Origin of the sequence: Kitasatospora sp. NPDC088861 (assembly GCF_044750105.1) — a bacterium.
GTDB lineage: Bacteria > Actinomycetota > Actinomycetes > Streptomycetales > Streptomycetaceae > Kitasatospora.
In genome coordinates this window covers 321,509-340,893 of record NZ_JBIVJF010000004.1, presented here as the reverse complement: position 1 = coordinate 340,893, position 19,385 = coordinate 321,509, and the positions used below count along the sequence as shown (strand labels likewise).

General features: G+C 73.9%; 18 protein-coding genes and 1 pseudogene. 12 read left to right on the top strand and 7 right to left on the bottom strand.

The annotated features are described in order from the left end of the window. The first annotated feature begins 18 nt into the window (after positions 1-18). Positions 19-1,566, top strand: a pseudogene (locus ACIP37_RS10725) (NCS1 family nucleobase:cation symporter-1). A gap of 121 nt (positions 1,567-1,687) precedes the next feature. Here the strand turns inward: ACIP37_RS10725 and ACIP37_RS10720 are convergent. Further along, positions 1,688-2,932 (bottom strand): glycosyltransferase, encoded by a 1,245-nt coding sequence (locus ACIP37_RS10720; RefSeq protein WP_363627594.1) that lies wholly within the window; start codon positions 2,930-2,932, stop codon positions 1,688-1,690. Between the two features lie 178 nt (positions 2,933-3,110). Between ACIP37_RS10720 and ACIP37_RS10715 the strand changes: the two genes are divergently transcribed. Beyond that, a complete protein-coding gene (locus ACIP37_RS10715) occupies positions 3,111-3,377 on the top strand; it encodes a GlsB/YeaQ/YmgE family stress response membrane protein (RefSeq protein ID WP_350875097.1) in 267 nt (88 codons plus the stop codon). Positions 3,378-3,464: 87 nt separating this feature from the next. Here ACIP37_RS10715 and ACIP37_RS10710 read toward each other — a convergent pair whose 3' ends face one another. The 4 genes from ACIP37_RS10710 to ACIP37_RS10695 all read right to left on the bottom strand — a co-directional run bounded on the left by ACIP37_RS10710 (position 3,465) and on the right by ACIP37_RS10695 (position 7,203). Beyond that, positions 3,465-4,412, bottom strand: a complete 948-nt coding sequence (locus ACIP37_RS10710; RefSeq protein WP_400804819.1) for an ADP-ribosylglycohydrolase family protein — start codon at positions 4,410-4,412, stop codon at positions 3,465-3,467. A gap of 139 nt (positions 4,413-4,551) precedes the next feature. Further along, on the bottom strand, positions 4,552-5,139 hold the full coding sequence (locus tag ACIP37_RS10705; RefSeq protein ID WP_363579444.1) for a TetR family transcriptional regulator: 588 nt from the start codon (positions 5,137-5,139) through the stop codon (positions 4,552-4,554). Positions 5,140-5,214: 75 nt separating this feature from the next. Next, positions 5,215-6,228, bottom strand: a complete 1,014-nt coding sequence (locus tag ACIP37_RS10700; protein ID WP_400804822.1) for an aldo/keto reductase — start codon at positions 6,226-6,228, stop codon at positions 5,215-5,217. Between the two features lie 132 nt (positions 6,229-6,360). After that, entirely contained in the window at positions 6,361-7,203 is an 843-nt protein-coding gene (locus ACIP37_RS10695; protein WP_400804825.1) for a class I SAM-dependent methyltransferase, read from the bottom strand. A 210-nt stretch (positions 7,204-7,413) separates the two neighbouring features. Between ACIP37_RS10695 and ACIP37_RS10690 the strand changes: the two genes are divergently transcribed. From ACIP37_RS10690 to paaE, 8 genes are all read left to right on the top strand, one after another. Beyond that, entirely contained in the window at positions 7,414-8,745 is a 1,332-nt protein-coding gene (locus ACIP37_RS10690; protein WP_400804828.1) for a sensor histidine kinase, read from the top strand. Positions 8,746-8,759: 14 nt separating this feature from the next. After that, entirely contained in the window at positions 8,760-9,419 is a 660-nt protein-coding gene (locus ACIP37_RS10685; RefSeq protein WP_363579436.1) for a response regulator transcription factor, read from the top strand. 734 nt (positions 9,420-10,153) lie between these two features. Next, on the top strand, positions 10,154-11,551 hold the full coding sequence (locus ACIP37_RS10680) for a M20/M25/M40 family metallo-hydrolase (protein WP_400804832.1): 1,398 nt from the start codon (positions 10,154-10,156) through the stop codon (positions 11,549-11,551). A gap of 240 nt (positions 11,552-11,791) precedes the next feature. Beyond that, complete coding sequence (gene paaA, locus ACIP37_RS10675) at positions 11,792-12,913, top strand: 1,2-phenylacetyl-CoA epoxidase subunit PaaA (protein WP_400804835.1); 1,122 nt, start codon at positions 11,792-11,794, stop codon at positions 12,911-12,913. Next, positions 12,910-13,203 carry a 1,2-phenylacetyl-CoA epoxidase subunit PaaB gene (gene paaB, locus ACIP37_RS10670; protein ID WP_030056311.1) on the top strand — a complete coding sequence of 98 codons (294 nt, stop codon included), beginning with the start codon at positions 12,910-12,912 and terminating at the stop codon, positions 13,201-13,203. The genes paaA and paaB overlap by 4 nt, the downstream gene beginning before the upstream one ends. Positions 13,204-13,216: 13 nt before the next feature. Further along, positions 13,217-14,134, top strand: coding sequence for a 1,2-phenylacetyl-CoA epoxidase subunit PaaC (gene paaC, locus ACIP37_RS10665; RefSeq protein ID WP_400804841.1), 918 nt, complete (start codon positions 13,217-13,219; stop codon positions 14,132-14,134). Then, entirely contained in the window at positions 14,128-14,694 is a 567-nt protein-coding gene (paaD, locus tag ACIP37_RS10660) for a 1,2-phenylacetyl-CoA epoxidase subunit PaaD (RefSeq protein ID WP_400804844.1), read from the top strand. The genes paaC and paaD overlap by 7 nt, the downstream gene beginning before the upstream one ends. Beyond that, on the top strand, positions 14,695-15,927 hold the full coding sequence (gene paaE / locus ACIP37_RS10655; RefSeq protein ID WP_400804847.1) for a 1,2-phenylacetyl-CoA epoxidase subunit PaaE: 1,233 nt from the start codon (positions 14,695-14,697) through the stop codon (positions 15,925-15,927). 36 nt (positions 15,928-15,963) lie between these two features. On the opposite strand, the gene ACIP37_RS10650 is transcribed toward paaE, so the two are convergent. Together ACIP37_RS10650 and ACIP37_RS10645 are read right to left on the bottom strand one after the other, a co-directional pair. Continuing rightward, positions 15,964-17,064, bottom strand: a complete 1,101-nt coding sequence (locus ACIP37_RS10650) for an NAD(P)-binding domain-containing protein (RefSeq protein WP_400805277.1) — start codon at positions 17,062-17,064, stop codon at positions 15,964-15,966. 142 nt (positions 17,065-17,206) lie between these two features. Continuing rightward, complete coding sequence (locus tag ACIP37_RS10645; protein WP_363579424.1) at positions 17,207-17,578, bottom strand: YbjQ family protein; 372 nt, start codon at positions 17,576-17,578, stop codon at positions 17,207-17,209. 122 nt (positions 17,579-17,700) lie between these two features. Between ACIP37_RS10645 and ACIP37_RS10640 the strand changes: the two genes are divergently transcribed. Beyond that, the gene (locus ACIP37_RS10640; RefSeq protein ID WP_350875123.1) at positions 17,701-18,633 is read left to right on the top strand and encodes a hypothetical protein; all 933 of its coding nucleotides are present in this window, start codon (positions 17,701-17,703) and stop codon (positions 18,631-18,633) included. A gap of 86 nt (positions 18,634-18,719) precedes the next feature. Then, a complete protein-coding gene (locus ACIP37_RS10635; RefSeq protein WP_400804851.1) occupies positions 18,720-19,259 on the top strand; it encodes a hypothetical protein in 540 nt (179 codons plus the stop codon). The last annotated feature ends 126 nt before the right edge of the window (positions 19,260-19,385 follow it).

The following is a 19,385-nucleotide window of genomic DNA, read 5'->3' as shown; positions in this document are numbered from 1 at the left end:
CGCGGAGGGGAGTTGACCATGGCCGACACCGCGACCAGCGGCGGCGGGCAGCGGCATCACTCCGACGGCCGGGTCGAACTCGAACCGGCCGCAGGAGAGTTGCCGTCCAACGGCTTCACCAACGACGACCTGCGGCCGGTCCCGGTGGCACGGCGCACCTGGACCACCTACAACTTCCTGGCGCTCTGGGTCGGCATGGCCCACAACATCCCGTCCTGGACGCTCGCCTCGGGGCTCGTCGCGCTCGGCATGGACTGGAAGCAGGCCGTGCTGACCATCGCGCTCGCCAACCTCGTGGTGCTCGTGCCGATGCTGCTCACCGGGCACGCCGGGACGAAGTACGGCATTCCGTTCCCGGTGTTCGCCCGGGCCGCGTTCGGACTGCGCGGCGCCAACCTGCCCGCGCTCATCCGGGCGGCGGTGGCCTGCGCCTGGTTCGGCATCCAGAGCTGGATCGGCGGCGAGGGGATCTTCCTGCTGGCCGGCAAGCTGCTGGGAGAATCCTGGCGCACGGCAGCGGAGTTCGGCGGCTATCCATGGACGCAGTGGGTGTCGTTCCTGCTGTTCTGGCTGATCGAGATGGCCATCATCGCCCGTGGGATGGAGACCCTCCGGCGGTTCGAGAACTGGGCCGCGCCGTTCGTGATCGTCGGCGCGCTGGCGCTGCTGGCATGGATCACCGTGAAGGCGGGCGGGTTCGGTCCGTTGCTCGACCAGCCGTCCGAACTGGGCTGGGGCGGCGGGTTCTGGAAGGTCTTCTTCCCCGCGCTGATGGGCATGATCGGGTTCTGGTCGACCCTGTCGCTCAACATCCCCGACTTCACCCGCTTCGGGGGCAGCCAGCGCGCCCAGATCCGCGGGCAGGCGCTCGGCCTGCCGACCACGATGACGCTCTTCGCGCTGCTGTCCGTCCTCGTCACCTCCGGCTCGTAGGCCGTCTACGGCGCACCGGTGTGGGATCCGATCGAACTCGCCGCGAAGATGGAGAACCCGGTCGGCATCCTGTTCGCGCTGCTGACCGTCCTGATCGCGACGCTGTCGGTGAACATCGCCGCCAACGTCGTCTCGCCGGCCTACGACCTCGCCAACCTGCTGCCCCGACTGGTCGACTTCCGTACCGGGGCGCTGATCACCGGCGTCGTCGGGATCGCGATCTTCCCGTGGAGGCTGATCTCCGACCCGCACGTGTACATCTTCACCTGGCTGGGTGTGGTCGGCGGCCTGCTCGGGACGGTGGCCGGGGTCCTGATCGCCGACTACTGGGTGCTGCGTGGCACCCGGCTGCAACTCGCCGAGCTGTACCAGCCGGGCGGGGCGTACTGGTACGCGGGCGGGTGGAACTGGCGGGCGGTGACGGCGCTGTTGGTCGGGGGCGTCCTGGCGATCGGCGGCTCGTACGGCGGGCCGTTCCCGGCGGACGGGCTGCTGCCCGTGTTCAAGCCGCTGGCCGACTACGGCTGGGCGGTCGGCTTCGGGTCGGCCTCGGTGCTGTACCTCGTGCTGGGCGCTGTCCCGGGTGCCCGGCGGGTGGGCGGGCGCCACGGGCGGACGGCGGCGGACGGCTGACAAGTGACAGCGGACGGATAACAGCGAACAGATAACAGCGGACGGATGACAGCGAACAGATAACAGATTTCGAAATCTGTTATCTGTTCGCTGCTACTTGTTCATTGCCGGTTGCCCGCTGTCATTCGCCAGTCGCTGCCCGGTCGACGGCCGCCAGCACCTTCGCCGCACCGTCCTCGGCCGCGAGCGTGGCGGCCGCCGCCCGGGCCTGGTCGCGGTAGCGGGGGTCGTCGAGGGCCTGGCGGATGGCGGCGGCGAGGCGTGCGGCGGTGAGGGCGTGCAGCGGTACCGGCCCGGGGGAGACGCCGAGGCGGGTGAGCCGGTCGGACCAGAACGGGGCGTCGAGCTGTGCGGGTACCGGTACGGCCGGCGTGCCGCAGCGCAGGGTGGCGGCGGTCGTGCCGGCGCCGGCGTGGTGGATCACGGCGGCCATGCGGGGGAACAGCCAGTCGTGCGGGGCGTCGCCGATGGTCAGGACGTCCTCCGCCTCGCCGGCTCCGAGGTCGCTCCAGCCCGACTGCAGGACGGCCCGGACCCGGGCGGCGCGGACCGCGGCGACCACCGTCGCGGTGAGCCGGCCGGGGTCGGGGACGACCAGGCTGCCGAAGCCGACGAAGACCGGCGGCGGTCCGGCGGCGAGGAAGTCGAGCAGTCGGGCCGGGGGGTGCCAGTCCGGATCCCGTACCGGCCACCAGTAACCGGCCACGTCCAGCCCCGGGCGCCAGTCGGCGGGCCGCGGGACCACGGCGGGCGAAAACCCGTGCAGGACGGGGTACTTGCGCCTGGCGTGGGCGGCGCCGAGCGGCGGTAGGCCGAGGCGGCGCCGCAGCCCGCGTACGGCGGGGGCGAAGAGCTGGTCGGTCGCGACCTGGACGGCGTGCCCCGCGAGCAGGTTGCCCGGGCGGCCGAGTGAGCGGGCACCGGTGACAGCGGGCGCGAACTCCCTGGTGGGGGAGAGGGGTTGGAGGTGTAGGCCGATGCTGGGAATGCCCGCAGCCTCGGCGGCGACCTGGCCGAGCGGGCTGGTGGTGCTGGTGGTGAGCAGCAGGTCGGTGCCGAGTGCCGTGGCGTCGGCGATGCCGTCGGCGAGCTCCGGCATGAACTTCCGCCCCAGCTGTAGAAGTTGCAGGACGGCGCGAGGTCCGGTGCCGGCCTGGAGCAGGCGCCGCCCCTCGGCGGAGGCGAGTTCGGCGCGCGGGTCGACCGGCAGCGGGCGGAACTCCAGCCCTGCGGTCCGCACCGAGGCGGCGAAGGTGGCGTGGGTTGCGACGGCCACCTGATGGCCGGCCGCCTGGAGGCGGGCGCCGAGCCCGGTGAACGGGGCCACGTCGCCCCGGGATCCGGCGGTGGCGATCAGGATGCGCATGGCCGCAGTATCCCGGCGCGGGCGCCCCGCCGGAAAGGTGCCGTGCCCGGAGCGGCCCGGTCCGGGGTGGCCGGTTCGGGCCGGTGCTCCCGCGGCGCCGGAACCGGGCGGTGGTGGGCGGCGTCCTTCCTGGCAGAGCGGCGGAACGGGGCCGCCGCGCCGTGGACGGGAGGGACAGATGAGCATCGTCGCGTGGATCGTGCTTGGCCTGCTGGCGGGGGCACTGGCCAAGCTGCTGCTGCCGGGGAAGGACCCGGGCGGCCTGATCGTGACAACCCTGATCGGTATCGCCGGCTCCTTCGTGGGCGGTTGGATCGCCTCGCACTTCCTGCACAGGTCGGTGACGGCGCACTTCTTCGACATGGCGACCTGGGTGTCGGCGATCGGCGGGGCCCTGGTGCTGCTGATCATCTACCGGCTGGTGTTCGGCAGCTCCCGACGCTAGCCCGAGCGCCGGGAACCGGCCCCGCGCCGACGCGGACACGGTGTCGCACAGCCGAGCCGGCCAGGCCCACGGGGCGGCCGGCTCGGCTCAGCGCGTCGGTGCCGACGCCTCCGCGACCCACTCCGGCAGGTCCTCGCGGGCGGCCAGCCAGGCGGTCGGCACCTCGGCGAGGCCGGTGCGAGCGGCGACCGCCCCGGCGGCGATCGCGCAGGTGGTGTCCATGTCGCCCCAGCCCTCCAGGGTGTGCCAGATGACCTCGGGAAGTGAGTCCAGGTGCCCGGCGGCGGACCAGAGGGCGAACGGGACGGTGTCCGGGGCGGAGATCATGAACCCGGAGCCGAGTACGTTGGCGGCCTGCCGGACGCTCGTGTGTCCGGGCAGCCGGGCGGCGATCCGTAGACCGGAGCGCACTTCGCCGTCCGGCAGACGCCCGGCCACCTCCGCCAGCAACTCGGCACGGCCGGGGGGGTTTTGGCCCCGGCTGCGGACAGCGAGTGCCGTGGCGAGGGCGACTGCCACCGCGCCCGCGACCGCCTCCGGGTGGAAGTGCGTGGTGAGCGCCTGGAGTTCGGCCTGCCGGGCGACGGCGTCCAGGTCGTCTGCGAACCAGGCGCCCAGTGGGGCGACCCGCATCGCGGCGCCGTTCCCGTACGAGCCCTGACCCTCGAACTGGCGCGAGGTGATGGCGCGCCAGTCCCCGCCGGCGCCGATCTCACGCAGTACCCGGTGCATCGACGGGCCGTACTTGCGCCCGTACTCGCGGGCGTACTCCTCGGCGAACTCGCCGGCCAGCGCATCCTGTCGGACCTCGCCCCAGGAGGCCAGGTGGCGGACGAGGACCAGCGCCATCGCGGTGTCGTCGGTCCAGTACCAGGGCGCCGGGCGGAGCCGGCGAGCGGCCAGCGCGGCGGGCGCCTCGTCGAGCGGCCACGAGAACCAGCGGTCGCCGAAGGCGTCGCCGAGGGCGAGCCCCTGCAAACTGTCCAGGGTCGGACGGGTTGGACGGGGCGGAGGGGTCGGACGGGCCGGACGCATGTCGTCCTCCAAGTGAGATCAACCGTGCGCGGCAGTCTGCCGGACGGCCGGGCCCGCCGGCGACCGGGTTTCGCTCCGGTGCCGGCGAGCCCGGCCGTCGGTGTCCGGGTTCAGGGGCGCCCGGGGCTTCGGAGGGGCGTCACTTGGTGAGCAGGCCGCCGAGGATGAGCTTCCAGAGGGCCTCGAAACGGTCCTCGATGGTCGGCTCGGACCACGAGGACGCGTACGCCGGGTCGTGGAAGGGGCCGGTGGCGTCGAAGACGGCGCGGGCCGTGGAGAGGATGTGGGCGAGCTTGAACTCCTTGCTCTCCATGCCGTCCTGGACGATCTGGGCGATCTGGGTGACCAGGGTGTCGATGTGCGCCTCGACGATGCCGCTGTTCTCCTCGACCAGCACCATGTAGGTGGCGAACAGCTCCGGGTCGTCCAGCGCCTTCTTCCGCTTGGCCGCGAACAGCGTCACCAGCCAGCGGTGCAGCCGCTCGACGGCCGAGCCGGCCTCGGTCGAGATGAAGGCGAGCTGGTGGTGCGCCTGGTCGAGCCAGCGCTGGGTGACCGCCTCGCGCAGCGCGGCCTTGCTCGGGAAGTGGCGGTAGACGCTGCTGTGGCTGACGCCGAGGATCCGGGCGACGTCCACGACGGTGGCCTTGGCCGGGCCGAACCGCCGGAGGACGTCCTCCGCCGCGATCAGGATCTGCTCGGCGGTGAGTGTGGTGTCCGTGGTCACGGGGAGGTCCGTCCTTAGGGTCGTGCGGTCGAGGGTGGTGCTGCCGTCCCCGGCCGTCGGGCCGGTTCCGGTGGGTCAGTGCTCGCTGTCCAGGTGCTCCATCTGGGCGGCAGCGTAGCGGTCGCCCGCTGCGGAGCCGGCGGGGACGGCCGCCTCGATGGCCGCGAGGTCGGCCGCGGTGAGCGTGACGTCCAGCGCGCCCAGCGCCTCGGTGAGGCGGTCGCGGCGGCGGGCGCCGACCAGCGGAACGACGTCCTCCCCGCGCGAGGCGACCCAGGCGATGGCGACCTGGGCGACGCTCGCCTCCTTCGCGGAGGCCACCGCGCGCAGTGCCTCGACGAGCGCGAGGTTGTGGGCCAGGTTGTTGCCCTGGAAGCGCGGACTGTGGCCACGGAAGTCGGTGCCGGCCAGGGCGCGGCCCTGGTCCCAGTGGCCGCTGAGCAGGCCGCGCGAGAGCACGCCGTAGGCGGTGATGCCGATGCCGAGCTCGCGGGCGGTGGGGAGGATGGCGTCCTCGATCGAGCGGGAGATCAGCGAGTACTCGATCTGCAGGTCGCTGATCGGGTGGACGGCGGCGGCGCGGCGCAGGGTGTCGGCGCCGACCTCCGACAGGCCGATGTGACGGACGTAGCCGGCCTTCACCAGGTCCGCGATGGCGCCGACGGTCTCCTCGACCGGGACGTTCGGGTCCAGGCGGGCGGGGCGGTAGACGTCGATGTGGTCGGTGCGCAGTCGGCGCAGCGTGTAGGCGAGGGCGGTCTTGGTGGCGGCGGGGCTCGCGTCGTAGCCGAGCCACTGGCCGTCCGGGCCGCGCTGGGCGCCGAACTTCACGCTGATCTGCACGCTCTCGCGGGCGCGGCCGCGCAGGGCCTCGTGGATCAGCAGCTCGTTGTGGCCCATGCCGTAGAAGTCGCCGGTGTCGAGCAGGGTGACCCCGGCGTCGATCGCGGCGTGGATGGTGGCGATGCTCTCGGCCTCGTCGGCCGGGCCGTACAGGTCAGACATGCCCATGCAGCCGAGGCCGAGGGCGGAGGTGACCGGTCCGGAGGTGCCGAGGGTGCGCTGCGTGGGGCGGGAGGTCGTGGCCACGGGGACTCCAGGGGTGGGTGCGGCGATGGGTGGGGTGACCCGGGGTCCACTATGACACGACAGCGAACAGATTTCAAAATCTGTTCGCTGTCGTCTGTTATCTGTTATCTGAAAGCTGTCACCTGTTATCTGTCACCCGCCGACTCGATCGGCCGCCCGGCTGCGGTTCTCGTACGCGAGTGCCTCGCCGGCCGCGGCCTCGCCGGCCGGGGGCTCTGGCGGCGAGGCCGGACCCCAGTCCTCCCGCCCACCCAGTGACCGCAGCAGGTAGGCGCGGGCCGGCGGCAGGTTGCGCCACACCGTGCGCTCACCCAGCCCGTACGCCGCCTCGAACCGCCGCAGCAGTCGCACCACTGCCCGGTGGCGGGCGCTCTGCCGGGGCCCCGAGGACAGGGTGCGGGCCGTCGTCGTGCCGAGGTAGCCGAAGTACGTCAGCTCGCCCCCGGGCAGAAGCAGCCGCAGGTAGAGGTCGAGGAGGTGGCGTACCTGGGCCGGCTCGAAGTTGGTGAACGGCAGGCCCGACACGATCACGTCGTACCGCTCGTCCGTCTCGCCGGCTCGGCCCGTCACGTTCGTCTGGTCCTGGGGCAGTTCCTCCACCCGGCAGGCCGACAGCCGCAGGGCGACACCCGGGCGTCGTGCGGCCAGCACCGAGTCCTCGCGCAGCCGGTCGGCGAAGCGCGGGTTCGCCTCGACGACGTGCAGCCGGTCGCCCGGGAGCAGTACTTGGGCCAGCCGGCGGGTCACCACGCCCGTCCCGGCGCCGACTTCCAGCACCGAGATCGGCCGATTCGGGCGGCTGGTGGCCGGAACCACCAGGGCGTTCACGAGGTCCTCACCGCTCGGGGCCAGCGCTCCGGTGTCGTGGAAGGTGCGCAGGGCCTCGGCGAGGAACAGCAGGTGGTCCCCGGCGGACCGTGAACTGCGCTGCGGGGTGAGGAAGTCGGGGCGCGGGCGAAGCTGTTCGGTGGTCATGCCTTCGACGCTAGGCAGCCCCGCCGCACCCCGAATCGGCCGACGAGCGACGCGTACCCCCGACGAAAGTCGAGGGTGCGGGTACCCGGGAGAAGGGGGCACCCGCCCGCCGCCCGCCCGTAACATCGAGCCGGACGGACGGACGGACAGGCGACGGACGGACGGAGCGAGCGCGGAGGGAGCCCGATGCGAGAGGACGGGAGCGGCCCGATGCGCGCAGGCCTGTTGGGCTGGTACGGCCCGGGCCGCCGGCTGTGGAGCGAAACCCTGCTGCTGCTCGGCATCCTCGCGCTCACCGCCGAGGAGGGCCTCTCCCAGTGGGTCCACGCCGATGAGCCGTTTCGGCTGCCCCGGACCGTCGTGGCCGTCCTCGCCTCGCTCTCCCTGCTGTTCGCCCGCCGCTACCCGATGGCCTCCGCCGTCCTGCCGGTGCTCACCGGCGGCCTGTTCAACCGCGCCTTTCCCGGGCTGTTCAGCGTCTACTACCTCGCCTCCCTCGGCCGGACCGGCCCGGCGGCGGCCGGCGGCGCCCTCATCGCGATGGTGGGCGCGACCCGAGCCGATTCGCTGGTCGGCTGGGCGGGCACCACCGGATCCCAACTCCTCGTTCAGGTGGCGACCTTGTCCTTCGGCCTGTGGCTGCACGGCCGCAGGGTGCTGATCCGCACCCTGCACGAGCAGGTGGACGCGCTGCGCCGGGAGCGCGAGTTGCGCGCCGAACGGGCCCAGGCCGCCGAACGGGCCCGGATCGCCCGGGAGATGCACGACGTGCTCGCCCACCGCCTCAGCCTGCTGGTGCTGCACGCCGGGGTGCTGCGCGACCAGGCCCTCGCCGGTACCGTCGCCGCCGACCCGGACCGGCTCACCCACCGCCTCGAACTGCTGCGCACCACCGCCGCCCACTCGCTCGACGACCTGCGTGACGTCCTCGGCGCCCTGCGGGCCGACCCGCCGACAGCACCGGCCGCCGAGGAGGTGCCGGCCGCACCGCCCCGGGTGGCGCGCGTCCCGGTGCCCGTCCCGGCGCGCGTCCCGGCGCCCGCGCTGCGCGACCTCACCGAACTCGTCGGTGAGGCCACTTCGGCCGGGCAAGAGGTCGAACTGGCCCTCTCCGGTGACCCGGAGACCGTCCCCACCACCCACCGGCTGGCCGTGCACCGCCTGGTCCAGGAGGCGCTGACCAACGCCCGCAAGTACGCGCACGCCGCGCCCGTCACCGTCCGGGTCCGCTACGGCGCCCCGGCAACCACCGTCGAGGTCCGCAACGGTCCGGGGGAGGCGTCGCCGAACGGGCCGGGCACCGGCGGCGGGTACGGTCTGGTGGGGCTCGCCGAACGGGTCGACGCGCTCGGCGGCTACCTCGACGCGGGACCGGACGGTGGTGGCGGCTTCCGGCTCGCAGCCCGCCTGCCCGCACCGGAGCGCCCGCCGCGGACCGTGCCAGGACCCGTGCCAGGGCCCGTCCCAGGACCGGGCCCAGAACCGGGACACGACCCCGGATCCGGGCCTTCCCCGGCCCTTGCCCCCTCCCCGACCCCGTAGCCGAAGGACGCCGAATGATCCGCACGATGGTGGTCGACGACGACGCGCTGGTGCGGCTCGGCCTCGTCGACCTGCTCGCCCAGGACCCGGCCCTCACCGTGGTCGCCGAGGCCACCGACGGACTGCAGGCCGTCGAACTCGCCCGCAGCCAGCGGATCGACGTGGCGCTCATGGACATCCGGATGCCCAGGCTCGACGGCATCGCCGCCACCAGGCGCCTGCGCGAACTGCCCGACGCCCCGCGCGTGATCGCGCTCACCACCTTCGACCTCGACGAGTACGTGTACCAGGCGCTCGCTGCCGGGGCCGACGGCTTCCTGCTCAAGGACACCCCGCCCGCCGAGATCGCCCGGGCCGTCCACGTCGTCGCCGGCGGTCAGGGGATGCTGCACCCTGCGGCCGCGCGGCGACTGATCGACCGCTACCACCGCACCGGTGCGCCCCGGTCGGTCGCCGCCCGCAACCGGGTCGCCGGGCTGACCCCGCGCGAGACCGACGTGCTGCGCGAACTCGCCGACGGGCTCTCCAACGCGGAGATCGCGGGCGTCCTCGGGATGCGCGAGAGCACCGTGAAGGCGCACGTCAGCCGGATCCTGACCGGGTTGGGCGTCGGCAACCGGGTCCAGGCCGCGCTGCTCGCGCGCGATTCCGGGCTGGTCGGGGACGGCGCCTGAGCCGGTACCGGGCGCTGTGGGGCGGTGCGGTGCGGTGGTGCGGTGCCGTCGTGGCTCGTGTGGTCGCTGGTCCTGCCGATGCGCGACGCCCGGTGGTGCGCGCGCGGTGGTGGGTGGGGTGTCATGTCGTCCGGTGTTCACGCGAGTGTTCCCGGGGCGTCGGACCGGGCTCCCCCTGAGCCGGTCGCGTGCTCCCGGTTCGTACCGCGCGCTGAGCCGTTGTCACCCATCCGGCGTGGAAATCCCGCGCCTTGGCGGTTTGCGCTGCCGAACCCGGGCGGCGGGTCCATGGTGGAGATGGGCGCGATCCGGCGACCGCGCCCGCGCGCCGATCCAGGCCCGCGCGCCGCGTGCCCGCCGCTGTTCTCCGACGGGTGTCCGAGGCTGAGGGCCCGGTCCCGGCACGCTGGGAGCAGGGCCACCTCGCAGGAAGCCGAACGGTTCTTCTAGGCTCACATCTCGGCTTCCCTGCGGCGGTCCGGCCCGTTGCGCCCGCCGTCAGGAAGCCGCCGTCCACGGGGCCCCGGGCGGACCGGGGCCACCGGATCGAGCGAGGAGGACGCAATGCCAAGCACGCCGCCCAGCCGTTCCACCGCACTTGGGCCAGACGGTCCGTTCCGAAGGGCCGGGCACCATCCCGGTCGATCGGCGCGGTCCGGCCGGGCCTGGCAGCCGGGTTGGGGTGGCCGGCCGGACCGGCCGCTGAATACCGGCAGCGGCCGCGGAGGCGAACGTTGAGTCCCCAGATCGTCGGGTCGCCCGCCGCGCCGAGTGCCGCCGCCCCCGACGGTGACTCCGCCCCCGCGCCCGCCCCTGCCTCGGACCGCGCCCCCGTCGACCTCCCGGCCGCTGCTGACGGTGAGGCCCTCACCGCTACTGCTACCGCGACCGCTCATGCCACGGCCACGGCCACGGCCACGGTCACCGTCACAGCCTCGGCCACCGCTGCTGCGACCGCCGCACTCCCCGGCCTACCGCAGGCCCTCAGCACCCGCGCCCGTACGCTGGCCGGGGCCGTCCGGCGCCGGTGCACGGACCTGGCCCGGATCGAGTCGCCCAGCGGAGACGTGCCCCGACTCGACGCTCTCGCCGAGGAGTTGAGCGCCGGTTTCAGCGCCACCGGTGCCACCGCGCGACGCGAGCCCGGGCCGGCCGGTGACCACCTGGTCCTGGAGTGGGAGGGGCAGGACGAGACGCTGCCGCACCTGTTGATCGTCGGCCACCACGACACCGTCTGGCCGGTGGGCACCCTCGCCGACTGGCCGGTCACCGAGCAGGACGGTCTGCTCAGCGGCCCCGGCGTCGTCGACATGAAGGGCGGACTCGCCATCCTGGAAGGCGCGTTCGCCCTGCTCGCCGACCTCGGGCAGCGGCCGCACCGCGCCGTCCGGCTGGTCGTCGTCTCCGACGAGGAGGTCGGCAGTCCGGACGGACGGCGCCTGGTCGAGCGCCAGTTGCGCGGTGCGGCCGCGGTCCTCGGGCTCGAACCTCCGCACCCCGACGGCCGGTTGAAGACGGCCCGGCGCGGCAGCACTCGGGTCCGGCTCACGGTCACCGGGCGTGAGGCCCACGCGGGCAACGACGCCCACGACGGGGTGTCGGCAGTCGACGAACTCGTCGACCAGCTCGTCGTCGTCCGCGGCCTCGCGGGACAGCCGGGGACGGAGCTCAACGCCGGTCGGATCAGCGGGGGTTCGCGGGCCAACGTGGTCGCGGGCCGGGCCGAGGCCGAGCTCGGCCTGCGGTTCTCCACCGTCGAGGCGCAGCGCCGTACGCTCGACAACCTGGCTCGGCTCACCGCGCTGCGCCCGGGGGCCAGGGTCCGGACCGAGGTGCTGTCCAGCCGTCCGGCGTGGCCCGAGCGCACCGGCAACCCGCTGCTGCGGCACGTTCGTTCACTCGCCGCGGTGCTCGGGCAGCAGCTGGACGGCGGTCCGGCGGGCGGCGCGGGGGACACCAATCTGCCGGGCTCGCGCGGGCTGCCGACGCTGGACGGCTTCGGCGCGGTCGGTGCCGGTGCTCACGCCCGGCACGAGCACATCCGGCTCGACCAGCTGGCACCCCGGATCGCCCTGCTGGCCGCGCTCCTCGCCGTACCGCTGCCGAGGCTGCGCGACCGCACGGAGGGTTGAGCGGGCTGCCGGCGGCCGGGGGCTGTCGGCGAACAGGGAGCAGGGAGCAGGGAACAGAGAACAGAAGACGGATGACAAGTAACAGCTGACAGATAACAGCTAACAGATAATGAAATCTGTTAGCTGTTATCTGTTTGTTGCCCACCCGCTCGCGGCAGCCCGCCCGTCGACGACTGTCCGCCGCCCGAAACCCCGCCCCTCACCCGCGTCCCTTGCCATCCCTCCACCTTGCCGCGCAGAATGGTACCGACCGAACGGTCAGTCGGTTGGCGCCGCGGGCGCCGGCGCGGGACACGAGAGGTGATCGTGGTGACAGCAGAGGTGGCCGAGGCGGTCCCCGCGCAGGCGCTGGAGGACCGGTTCGAGGCGGTCGTCGCCGCCGAGCAGCGGATCGAGCCCAGGGACTGGATGCCCGACGCCTACCGGGCCACGTTGGTCCGCCAGATCGCCCAGCACGCCCACTCCGAGATCATCGGCATGCAGCCCGAGGGCAACTGGCTCACCCGCGCCCCCTCGCTGCGCCGCAAGGCGATCCTGCTCGCCAAGGCCCAGGACGAGGCCGGCCACGGCCTCTACCTCTACGCCGCCGCCGAGACCCTGGGTGTCGACCGCGCCGAGCTGACCGAGAAGCTGATCTCCGGCCGGCAGAAGTACTCCTCGATCTTCAACTACCCGACCCTCACCTTCGCCGACGTCGGTGTGATCGGCTGGCTGGTCGACGGCGCCGCGATCTGCAACCAGGTCCCGCTGTGCCGCTGCAGCTACGGCCCGTACGCCCGCGCGATGGTGCGGATCTGCAAGGAGGAGTCGTTCCACCAGCGGCAGGGCTACGAGCTGCTGCTGACACTGATGCGCGGCACCGAGGCGCAGCGCCGGATGGTCCAGGACGCGGTGGACCGCTGGTGGTGGCCGTCTCTGATGATGTTCGGGCCCCCGGACGCCGACTCGCCGAACACCGCCCGCTCGATGGCCTGGCGAATCAAGCGGCACACCAACGACGAGCTGCGCCAGCGCTTCGTCGACATGACCGTCCCGCAGGCCGAACACCTGGGCGTCACGCTCCCGGATCCCGAGCTGCGCCGGAACGAGGAGCGCGGCGGCTGGGACTTCGGCGAGCCGGACTGGTCCGAGCTGACCAGGGTCATCCACGGCCAGGGCCCGTGCAACGCCCAGCGGGTCGAACGCCGCCGGACGGCGCACGAGGACGGTGCCTGGGTCCGTGAGGCGGCCGTCGCCTACGCGGCCAAGCGCCGCGCCGAACAGTCCGCCGAACCCGGGCAGCCCACCGGATCCGAACCGCCCGTCGAAGCCGGGCAGCCCGGGCGTACGGGCGAGCCCACGGAACAGGAGAACGGAAAGTGACCGAGTCCAAGGCCGGCTGGCCGCTGTACGAGGTGTTCGTGCGCCCCCGACGCGGGCTGAACCACGTCCACGTCGGTTCGCTGCACGCGGCCGACGACCGGATGGCCCTGCTCGCCGCCCGCGACCTCTACACCCGCCGCAACGAGGGCGTCAGCCTCTGGGTGGTCCGCTCGGACGCGATCACCGCCTCCACCCCGGACGAGCGCGACCCGTTCTTCGAGCCCAGCGGGGACAAGGTCTACCGCCACCCGACCTTCTACGACATCCCCGAGGATGTCCCGCACATCTGACGGGGGAACCGCCATGCAGGACCACAGCACGCAGGCCGGCGCTGACGTCGACGCCGACGACCACGTCTACCTCGGCCTCGCCGAAGCCACGCCCGGCCCCGAGGGCGAGGGCCGCTGGGCGTACGGGACGGGCTTCGCCGACCCGCTGCTCGGCGTGGACACCGCCGTGCCCGCCGGAGTGGACGGCGCGGACCTCGCCGCCTACTGCCTGATGCTCGGAGACGACGCCCTGATCCTCTCCCAGCGCCTGATCGAGTGGTGCACCCGGGCGCCCGAACTGGAGGAGGAGGTCGCGCTCGCCAACCTGGGCCTCGACCTGCTCGGCCAGGCCCGGCTGCTGCTCACCCGGGCCGGCCAGGCGGACGGCTCCGGCCGCACCGAGGACGACCTGGCGTACTGGCGGGAGGACCACGAGTTCCGCAACGTCCGGCTGGTCGAGGCCCCGAACGGCGACTTCGCCCACTCGATCGCCCGGCTGCTGCTGTTCGCCACCACGCGCTGCGCCCTGTACGAGGCGCTGAGCGCGCACCCGGACCCGGTGCTGGCGGCGGTCGCCGCCCGGGGCGTCAAGGAGCTGGCGTACCACCGCGAGTACGCCACCGCCTGGACGCTTCGGCTCGGTGACGGCACGCCGTACTCCTCGGCGCGGATGCAGGCCGGGCTGGACGCGCTCTGGCCGCTGCTGGAGGAACTGTTCACGGCCCACCCGGTGGAGCTGCGGACGGGCGCCGATCCGGCGGTGCTGCGCGAACCGGTGCTGCGCTCGCTCGGCGCCGTTCTCGCCGAGGCCGGGCTGACCGTACCGGACGTGCGGCCGCTGGCCACCGTGCTCGGCCGGGCCGGCCGGGACGGCGTGCACACCGAGGCGCTCGGCCCGCTGCTCGCCGAATTCCAGGTGCTGGCCCGCGCGCACCCGGGGGCGACGTGGTGAGCGCGGCGCTGACGGAGCGCGGGACGGCCTGGGAGGTCGCGGCGGTCGTGCCGGACCCGGAGCTGCCCATGCTGACCCTGGCCGACCTGGGCGTGCTGGCCGAGGTGGCGGTGGACGACGGCGCGGTGACCGCCTGGCTGACCCCGACCTACTCGGGTTGCCCCGCCGTGGCCGAGATGGCCGCAGACGTGGACCGCCGGCTGCGCGCGGCCGGGTACCGGGACGTCCGGGTCCGGCTGCGGCTGGATCCGCCGTGGTCGACCGATCTGATCACCGCCGAGGGCCGCCGCAAACTCGTCGAGGCGGGTATCGCCCCGCCGCGTCCGACCTCCGCCGCCGGCGTGGCCGGCCCGGTCCCGCTCGCGCTCGGTCCCACCCGCACCGCCGCTCCGGCCGGCACCTCCGCTGCCGCTTTCGCTTCCGCGGCCGCCCCCGTGCCCTGCCCGCGCTGCGGCGGTGCGGACACGGAGGAGCTGTCCCGCTTCGGTTCCACCGCCTGCAAGGCGCTCTGGCGCTGCCGCGCCTGCCGGGAGCCGTTCGAACGCGTCAAGGAGATCTGAATGCCCGCCGCTTCGCCCGCCGCGTCCCAGGCCGACGCCTCCCAGCCCGCCGCGTCCCAGGCCGACGCCTCCCAGACCGAAGCCTCCCAGACCGAAGCCTCCGTCGCCGCGCACGCCGACACTCCCGCTGAGGCCGCGGTGTCCACGCTGCGCCCCGCCCGCCGCCCGACCTTCCACCGGCTGCGGATCGAGCGGGTCGAGCGGCTCTGCGACGACGCCGTGGCGGTGACCTTCGAGGTGCCGGACGGGCTCGCGGCGGACTTCGTATTCCGGCCGGGGCAGACCCTGACGCTGCGCAAGGTGGTGGAGGGCGTCGACGAGCGCCGCTCGTACTCGATCTGCGCCCCCGCCGACGGGCCGCTGCGGATTGCCGTCCGGGAGGTGCCCGGCGGGCTGTTCTCCCGGTGGCTGGTCCGGGACGCGGGGCCGGGCGAGGAGGTGGACGTGCTGACGCCGTCGGGCCTGTTCACCCCCGACCTCGGCGTTCCGGCCGAGCACGTGCTGCTCGCGGCCGGTTCCGGCATCACCCCGATGCTGTCGATCGCCGCGTCCGTCCTGGCCGCCGACCGCAGCTCCACCGTCACCCTGCTGTACGGCAACCGGCGCAGCGACACCGTGATGTTCGCGGACGAGCTGGCCGACCTGAAGGACCGCTACCTCGGCCGCTTCCAGCTGGTCCACGTCCTGTCCCGGGAGACCCGTGACGCCGAACTGCTCAGCGGGCGGCTGGACCCGGAGCGGGTGGGGGCGCTGCTGGGGGCGCTGGTGGATGTCGGGAGCGTCGGGCACTGGTGGCTGTGCGGCCCGTTCGGGATGGTCGCGGGGGCGAAGGAACTGCTCGCCGGGCTGGGCGTGCCGGGCGAGCGCGTGCACCAGGAACTGTTCCACGCCGAGGACGAGCCGGTGTCCGAGCGACCGGAGGACCGGGACGGCGCGGCGGGAGCGGCCGACGGCCCGCACAGCGAGGTCACCGTCGTCCTGGACGGGCGCGGCAGCACGCTCTCCCTGCCGTGCGACCGCTCGATCCTGGACGGTGCCCAGCGCTCCCGCCCCGACCTGCCGTTCGCCTGCAAGGGCGGGGTCTGCGGCACCTGCCGTGCGCTGGTCACCGAGGGCGAGGTCGAGATGCGCCGCAACTTCGCGCTGGAGGAGAAGGAGCTGGCTGCCGGCTACGTCCTCACCTGCCAGGCCCGCCCGATCACCGACCGGGTGACGGTCGACTACGACCGCTGAGCGGCCGACCGCCCCGCCCTTCCCCTCCCGACTGCTTCAGACCACGGCCGGGGCGGGCAGCCTGGCCGGGTCGCCGAGCAGGTGGACGAGGTCGCTGACGGCGGCGCGACCGGCCCGGTTGGCGCCGATGGTGCTGGCGGACGGGCCGTAGCCGACCAGGTGGACGCGCGGGTCGGCGGTGGCACGGGTGCCGGTGAGCGCGATGCCGCCGCCGGGGGAGCGCAGCCCGAGCGGGGCCAGGTGGCCGACCTCCGGGCGGAAGCCGGTGGCCCACACGATCGCGTCCACCGCCAGCTCCTCCTCCCCCCAGGCGACGCCGTGCTCGGTGAGCCGGTCGAACATCGGGCGGCGGTGCAGGGCGCCCAGTTCCTCGGCACGCCGGTAGGCGACGGACGGGCCGAGCCCGGTGACGCTCACCACGCTGCGCACCGGCAGGCCCTGCCGGACCCGTTCCTCGACCTTGGCGACCACCGCGCGTCCGTACTCGGGGGTGAACGGCCCCTCGTGGTAGACGGGCGGGGTCCGGGTGACCCAGACCGTCTCGCCGACCGCAGCCACCTCGGACAGCACCTGGATCGCCGAAGCGCCCCCGCCCACCACCAGGACGCGCCGGCCGGCGAACTCCCCGGGGCCGCGGTAGTCGGCGTAGTGCAGTTGGCGACCGGCGAAGTGGCCCGGGTAGTGGGGCAGGAACGGGCGGGTCCAGGTGCCGGTGGCGTTGATCAGCGCCCGCGTGGACCAGGTGCCGTGGTCGGTCTCGACCAGCAGCCGGGAGTCCGGGCGGTCCGACTCGGCGCGCACCGCGCGAACGGCGACGGGGCGTACGACCGGGAGCGCGTGCCGGGCCTCGTACGCCGCGAAGTACCCCGGCACGACCTCGCGCGCCGGGGCCTCGGGGTCGGGCGCGGGGAGTTCGGCGTCCGGGAGGTCGTGGAAACCGTGCACGGTGGCCATCCGCAGGGACGGTGAGCGGTGCGCCCAGGCGCCTCCCGGTGCGGGGTTGGCGTCGAGCACGACGAAGCCGCCGTCGGCGTCCGCCCGGTAGGGGGCGAAGCCGCGGCGGCGGAGGTGGTAGGCGGCGGACAGTCCGGCCTGTCCGGCGCCCACCACCAGGATGTCCACCACGTGGACGTCCACTACCAGGACGTCCGCGTGCCGCTGCCCGCCATTGGTTGCACCGTAAACAGTCACGCCGGTGAAACATCGGGGGTGCGGCGGGTGTTCCCGCGTCCGCGGGTGCTTGCGGTCCCGCCGCGTGGCGCCCCGCGCGGGCGACGCGTCAGACGGCCGGGGAGATCACCGCGGCCGTGCCGTAGGCGCAGACCTCGGTGCCGACGTCCGCCGCCTCCGTCACGTCGAAGCGCATCATCAGCACCGCGTTCCCGCCGCGCGCCTTGGTCTGCTCGATCAGCCGCTGCATCGCCTCGTTGCGGCTCTCGACCAGGGTCTTCGTCAGGCCCCGCAGCTCGCCGCCGATCAGCGACTTCAGTCCGGCGCCGATCTGGCTGCCGAGGTGGCGGCTGCGCACGGTCAGCCCGAAGACCTCGCCGATCACATGATCGACCCGGAAGCCGGGGATGTCGTTGGTGGTCACGACCAGGACGTCGGCGTTCGGGCCCTGCCCGCCGCCGTACTCGTTGATGTCAGCCATGGGTCCATCCTGCCGTGTCGTACGTCCGAGTGATCGAGGCGGGGCCGGGCGATGGCCGAGAAGGGGTCCAGAAGCTGGTTCAGACCGGTGATCGGGCGGCCGAAAGGCCGTACCGTAGCCCCATGGGCGAGCGAAGCGATCATCCACAGGGGCCGGGCGCGGCGGAGGACTCCGGCGCGCAGGAGATCGAGGCGACGGTGGTGCTGGGCCTGCGGATCACCGACTGGCCGGCGCTGCGCGCCGCCGCGATCAGGGCCGTCGAGGAGCTGGTGTTCGAGGGCGTCGACCCGGCCGGCCAGCGCCGCGAGCTGCTGCGCGAGGTCTCCGAGGACGCCAACGCGGCGCTCGGCGCCCTGCTGCACCCGGACCGGCTGGTGGCCGCGATCCCCGGGGTCGAGGCGATCGGCGGCACGCTGGAGATCAGCGTCACCGAGGACTTCGCGCCGGACTTCGCCGAGCTGTTCCCGCTGGAGGGCGACGAGGACGAGGACGGCGGCGCCGGCGCGGACTGGACCCTCACCCCGCGCACCGCCTGCCTCCTGCACGCCCAGCTGATCGGCCTGGCCGACGCCGCCTACGACGACTTCGACGAGCACGGTGACGACCCGGTCGTCGACGGCGAGGACGCCGACTGGGCGGTCTACGCCCGCCTGCCCCAGCGCACCTGGCGGCTGCACCGGAACTGGCGCCGCGCCATGGCCCGGGCCTTCGACGACCTGGCCGACGACCTCGCGCTCGGTGAATGGCCGCTGCCGCGATGTCTGGCCGAGGACATCGGGCTGCGGATGGCCCTGGTGGACGCCCGGGCCCTGCTCGGCGCGCAGCCCGAGTCGGTGGCCGACATGATGGGCGACCTGCCGGCCGACCTGTACGACTACGACTGGGACGGCTGTCACGACGAACTGTTCGGCGTCTACGGACCGGACGACGGCGACCCGGAGCTGGGCGCCGAGCAGCGCACCGAGGTGCTGCTGGCGGCCACGCACCCGGAGGGCTGGTTCCTGACGTACGAGGACGCGGAGGCGCGGGACCCGCAGCGCGGCTACCGGCGCTGACCGGCCGTCGGGCCGGGTCGGCCCTGGTCGGGATGGTGCGAAGTGCTCTTCGGGCGCTGCGACGGGTGGGCGACTAGGCTGCGGGCATGTCCGATACGTCTGATGTGCGTGCGGTACCCGGGGGACCGGACGGGGCGGACGGTCCGGCCCGGGCGGACAGTCCGGCGGGCCGGGACGACCAGGTGCTCACCCGGATCGCGCTCGGACTGGACGGCGTGCAGGCCGCCCAGCGCGGGCGGACGGCCGAGGCGCGGGCCAGCTTCGAGGCGCTCTGGGCGGCGCTCGGCGAGCGGGGCGACGTCTTCCACCGCTGCGTCCTCGCCCATTACCTGGCCGACCTACAGGACTATCCGCAGGACGAGCTGGAGTGGGACCGGCGGGCGCTGGCCGCCGCCGACTCGCTGACCGCCGAGCGTGCCCAGACCTACGAGTCCGCCCTCCAGGTGCGCGCGTTCTACCCCTCGCTGCACCTCAACCTGGCCTCGGACCACCTCAAGCTCGGCGAGCCCGACCTCGCGCGCGAGCAGCTGGAACGCGCCGTGCGCAGCCTGGACGCGCTCCCCGAGGACGCCTACAGCGCGGGCATCCGGTCGGCCGTCGACGAACTGCGGCAGCGGCTGCGCTGAGCGGCGGTGTGCGGGGGCGGGGGTGTGCAGGGGCAGGGGCGTGCGGGGGCAGGGGCGTGTAGGGACGGGGGTGGAGATGGCGGCGGCTCGGGTGGTTCGGGGCGGGTCGTACGGGCTCCCGGCACC

What these genes read in the sequence shown, in the direction of transcription:
- ACIP37_RS10690 (WP_400804828.1), top strand. Translation starts at nt 7,414, where the DNA reads ATGCGCGCAGGCCTGTTGGGCTGGTACGGCCCGGGCCGCCGGCTGTGG.
- ACIP37_RS10710 (WP_400804819.1), bottom strand. Translation starts at nt 4,412, where the DNA reads ATGCGTCCGGCCCGTCCGACCCCTCCGCCCCGTCCAACCCGTCCGACC.
- ACIP37_RS10640 (WP_350875123.1), top strand. Translation starts at nt 17,701, where the DNA reads ATGGGCGAGCGAAGCGATCATCCACAGGGGCCGGGCGCGGCGGAGGAC.
- ACIP37_RS10715 (WP_350875097.1), top strand. Translation starts at nt 3,111, where the DNA reads ATGAGCATCGTCGCGTGGATCGTGCTTGGCCTGCTGGCGGGGGCACTG.
- ACIP37_RS10695 (WP_400804825.1), bottom strand. Translation starts at nt 7,203, where the DNA reads ATGACCACCGAACAGCTTCGCCCGCGCCCCGACTTCCTCACCCCGCAG.
- ACIP37_RS10635 (WP_400804851.1), top strand. Translation starts at nt 18,720, where the DNA reads ATGTCCGATACGTCTGATGTGCGTGCGGTACCCGGGGGACCGGACGGG.
- paaE (WP_400804847.1), top strand. Translation starts at nt 14,695, where the DNA reads ATGCCCGCCGCTTCGCCCGCCGCGTCCCAGGCCGACGCCTCCCAGCCC.
- paaA (WP_400804835.1), top strand. Translation starts at nt 11,792, where the DNA reads ATGGTACCGACCGAACGGTCAGTCGGTTGGCGCCGCGGGCGCCGGCGC.
- ACIP37_RS10720 (WP_363627594.1), bottom strand. Translation starts at nt 2,932, where the DNA reads ATGCGCATCCTGATCGCCACCGCCGGATCCCGGGGCGACGTGGCCCCG.
- ACIP37_RS10685 (WP_363579436.1), top strand. Translation starts at nt 8,760, where the DNA reads ATGATCCGCACGATGGTGGTCGACGACGACGCGCTGGTGCGGCTCGGC.
- paaC (WP_400804841.1), top strand. Translation starts at nt 13,217, where the DNA reads ATGCAGGACCACAGCACGCAGGCCGGCGCTGACGTCGACGCCGACGAC.
- ACIP37_RS10645 (WP_363579424.1), bottom strand. Translation starts at nt 17,578, where the DNA reads ATGGCTGACATCAACGAGTACGGCGGCGGGCAGGGCCCGAACGCCGAC.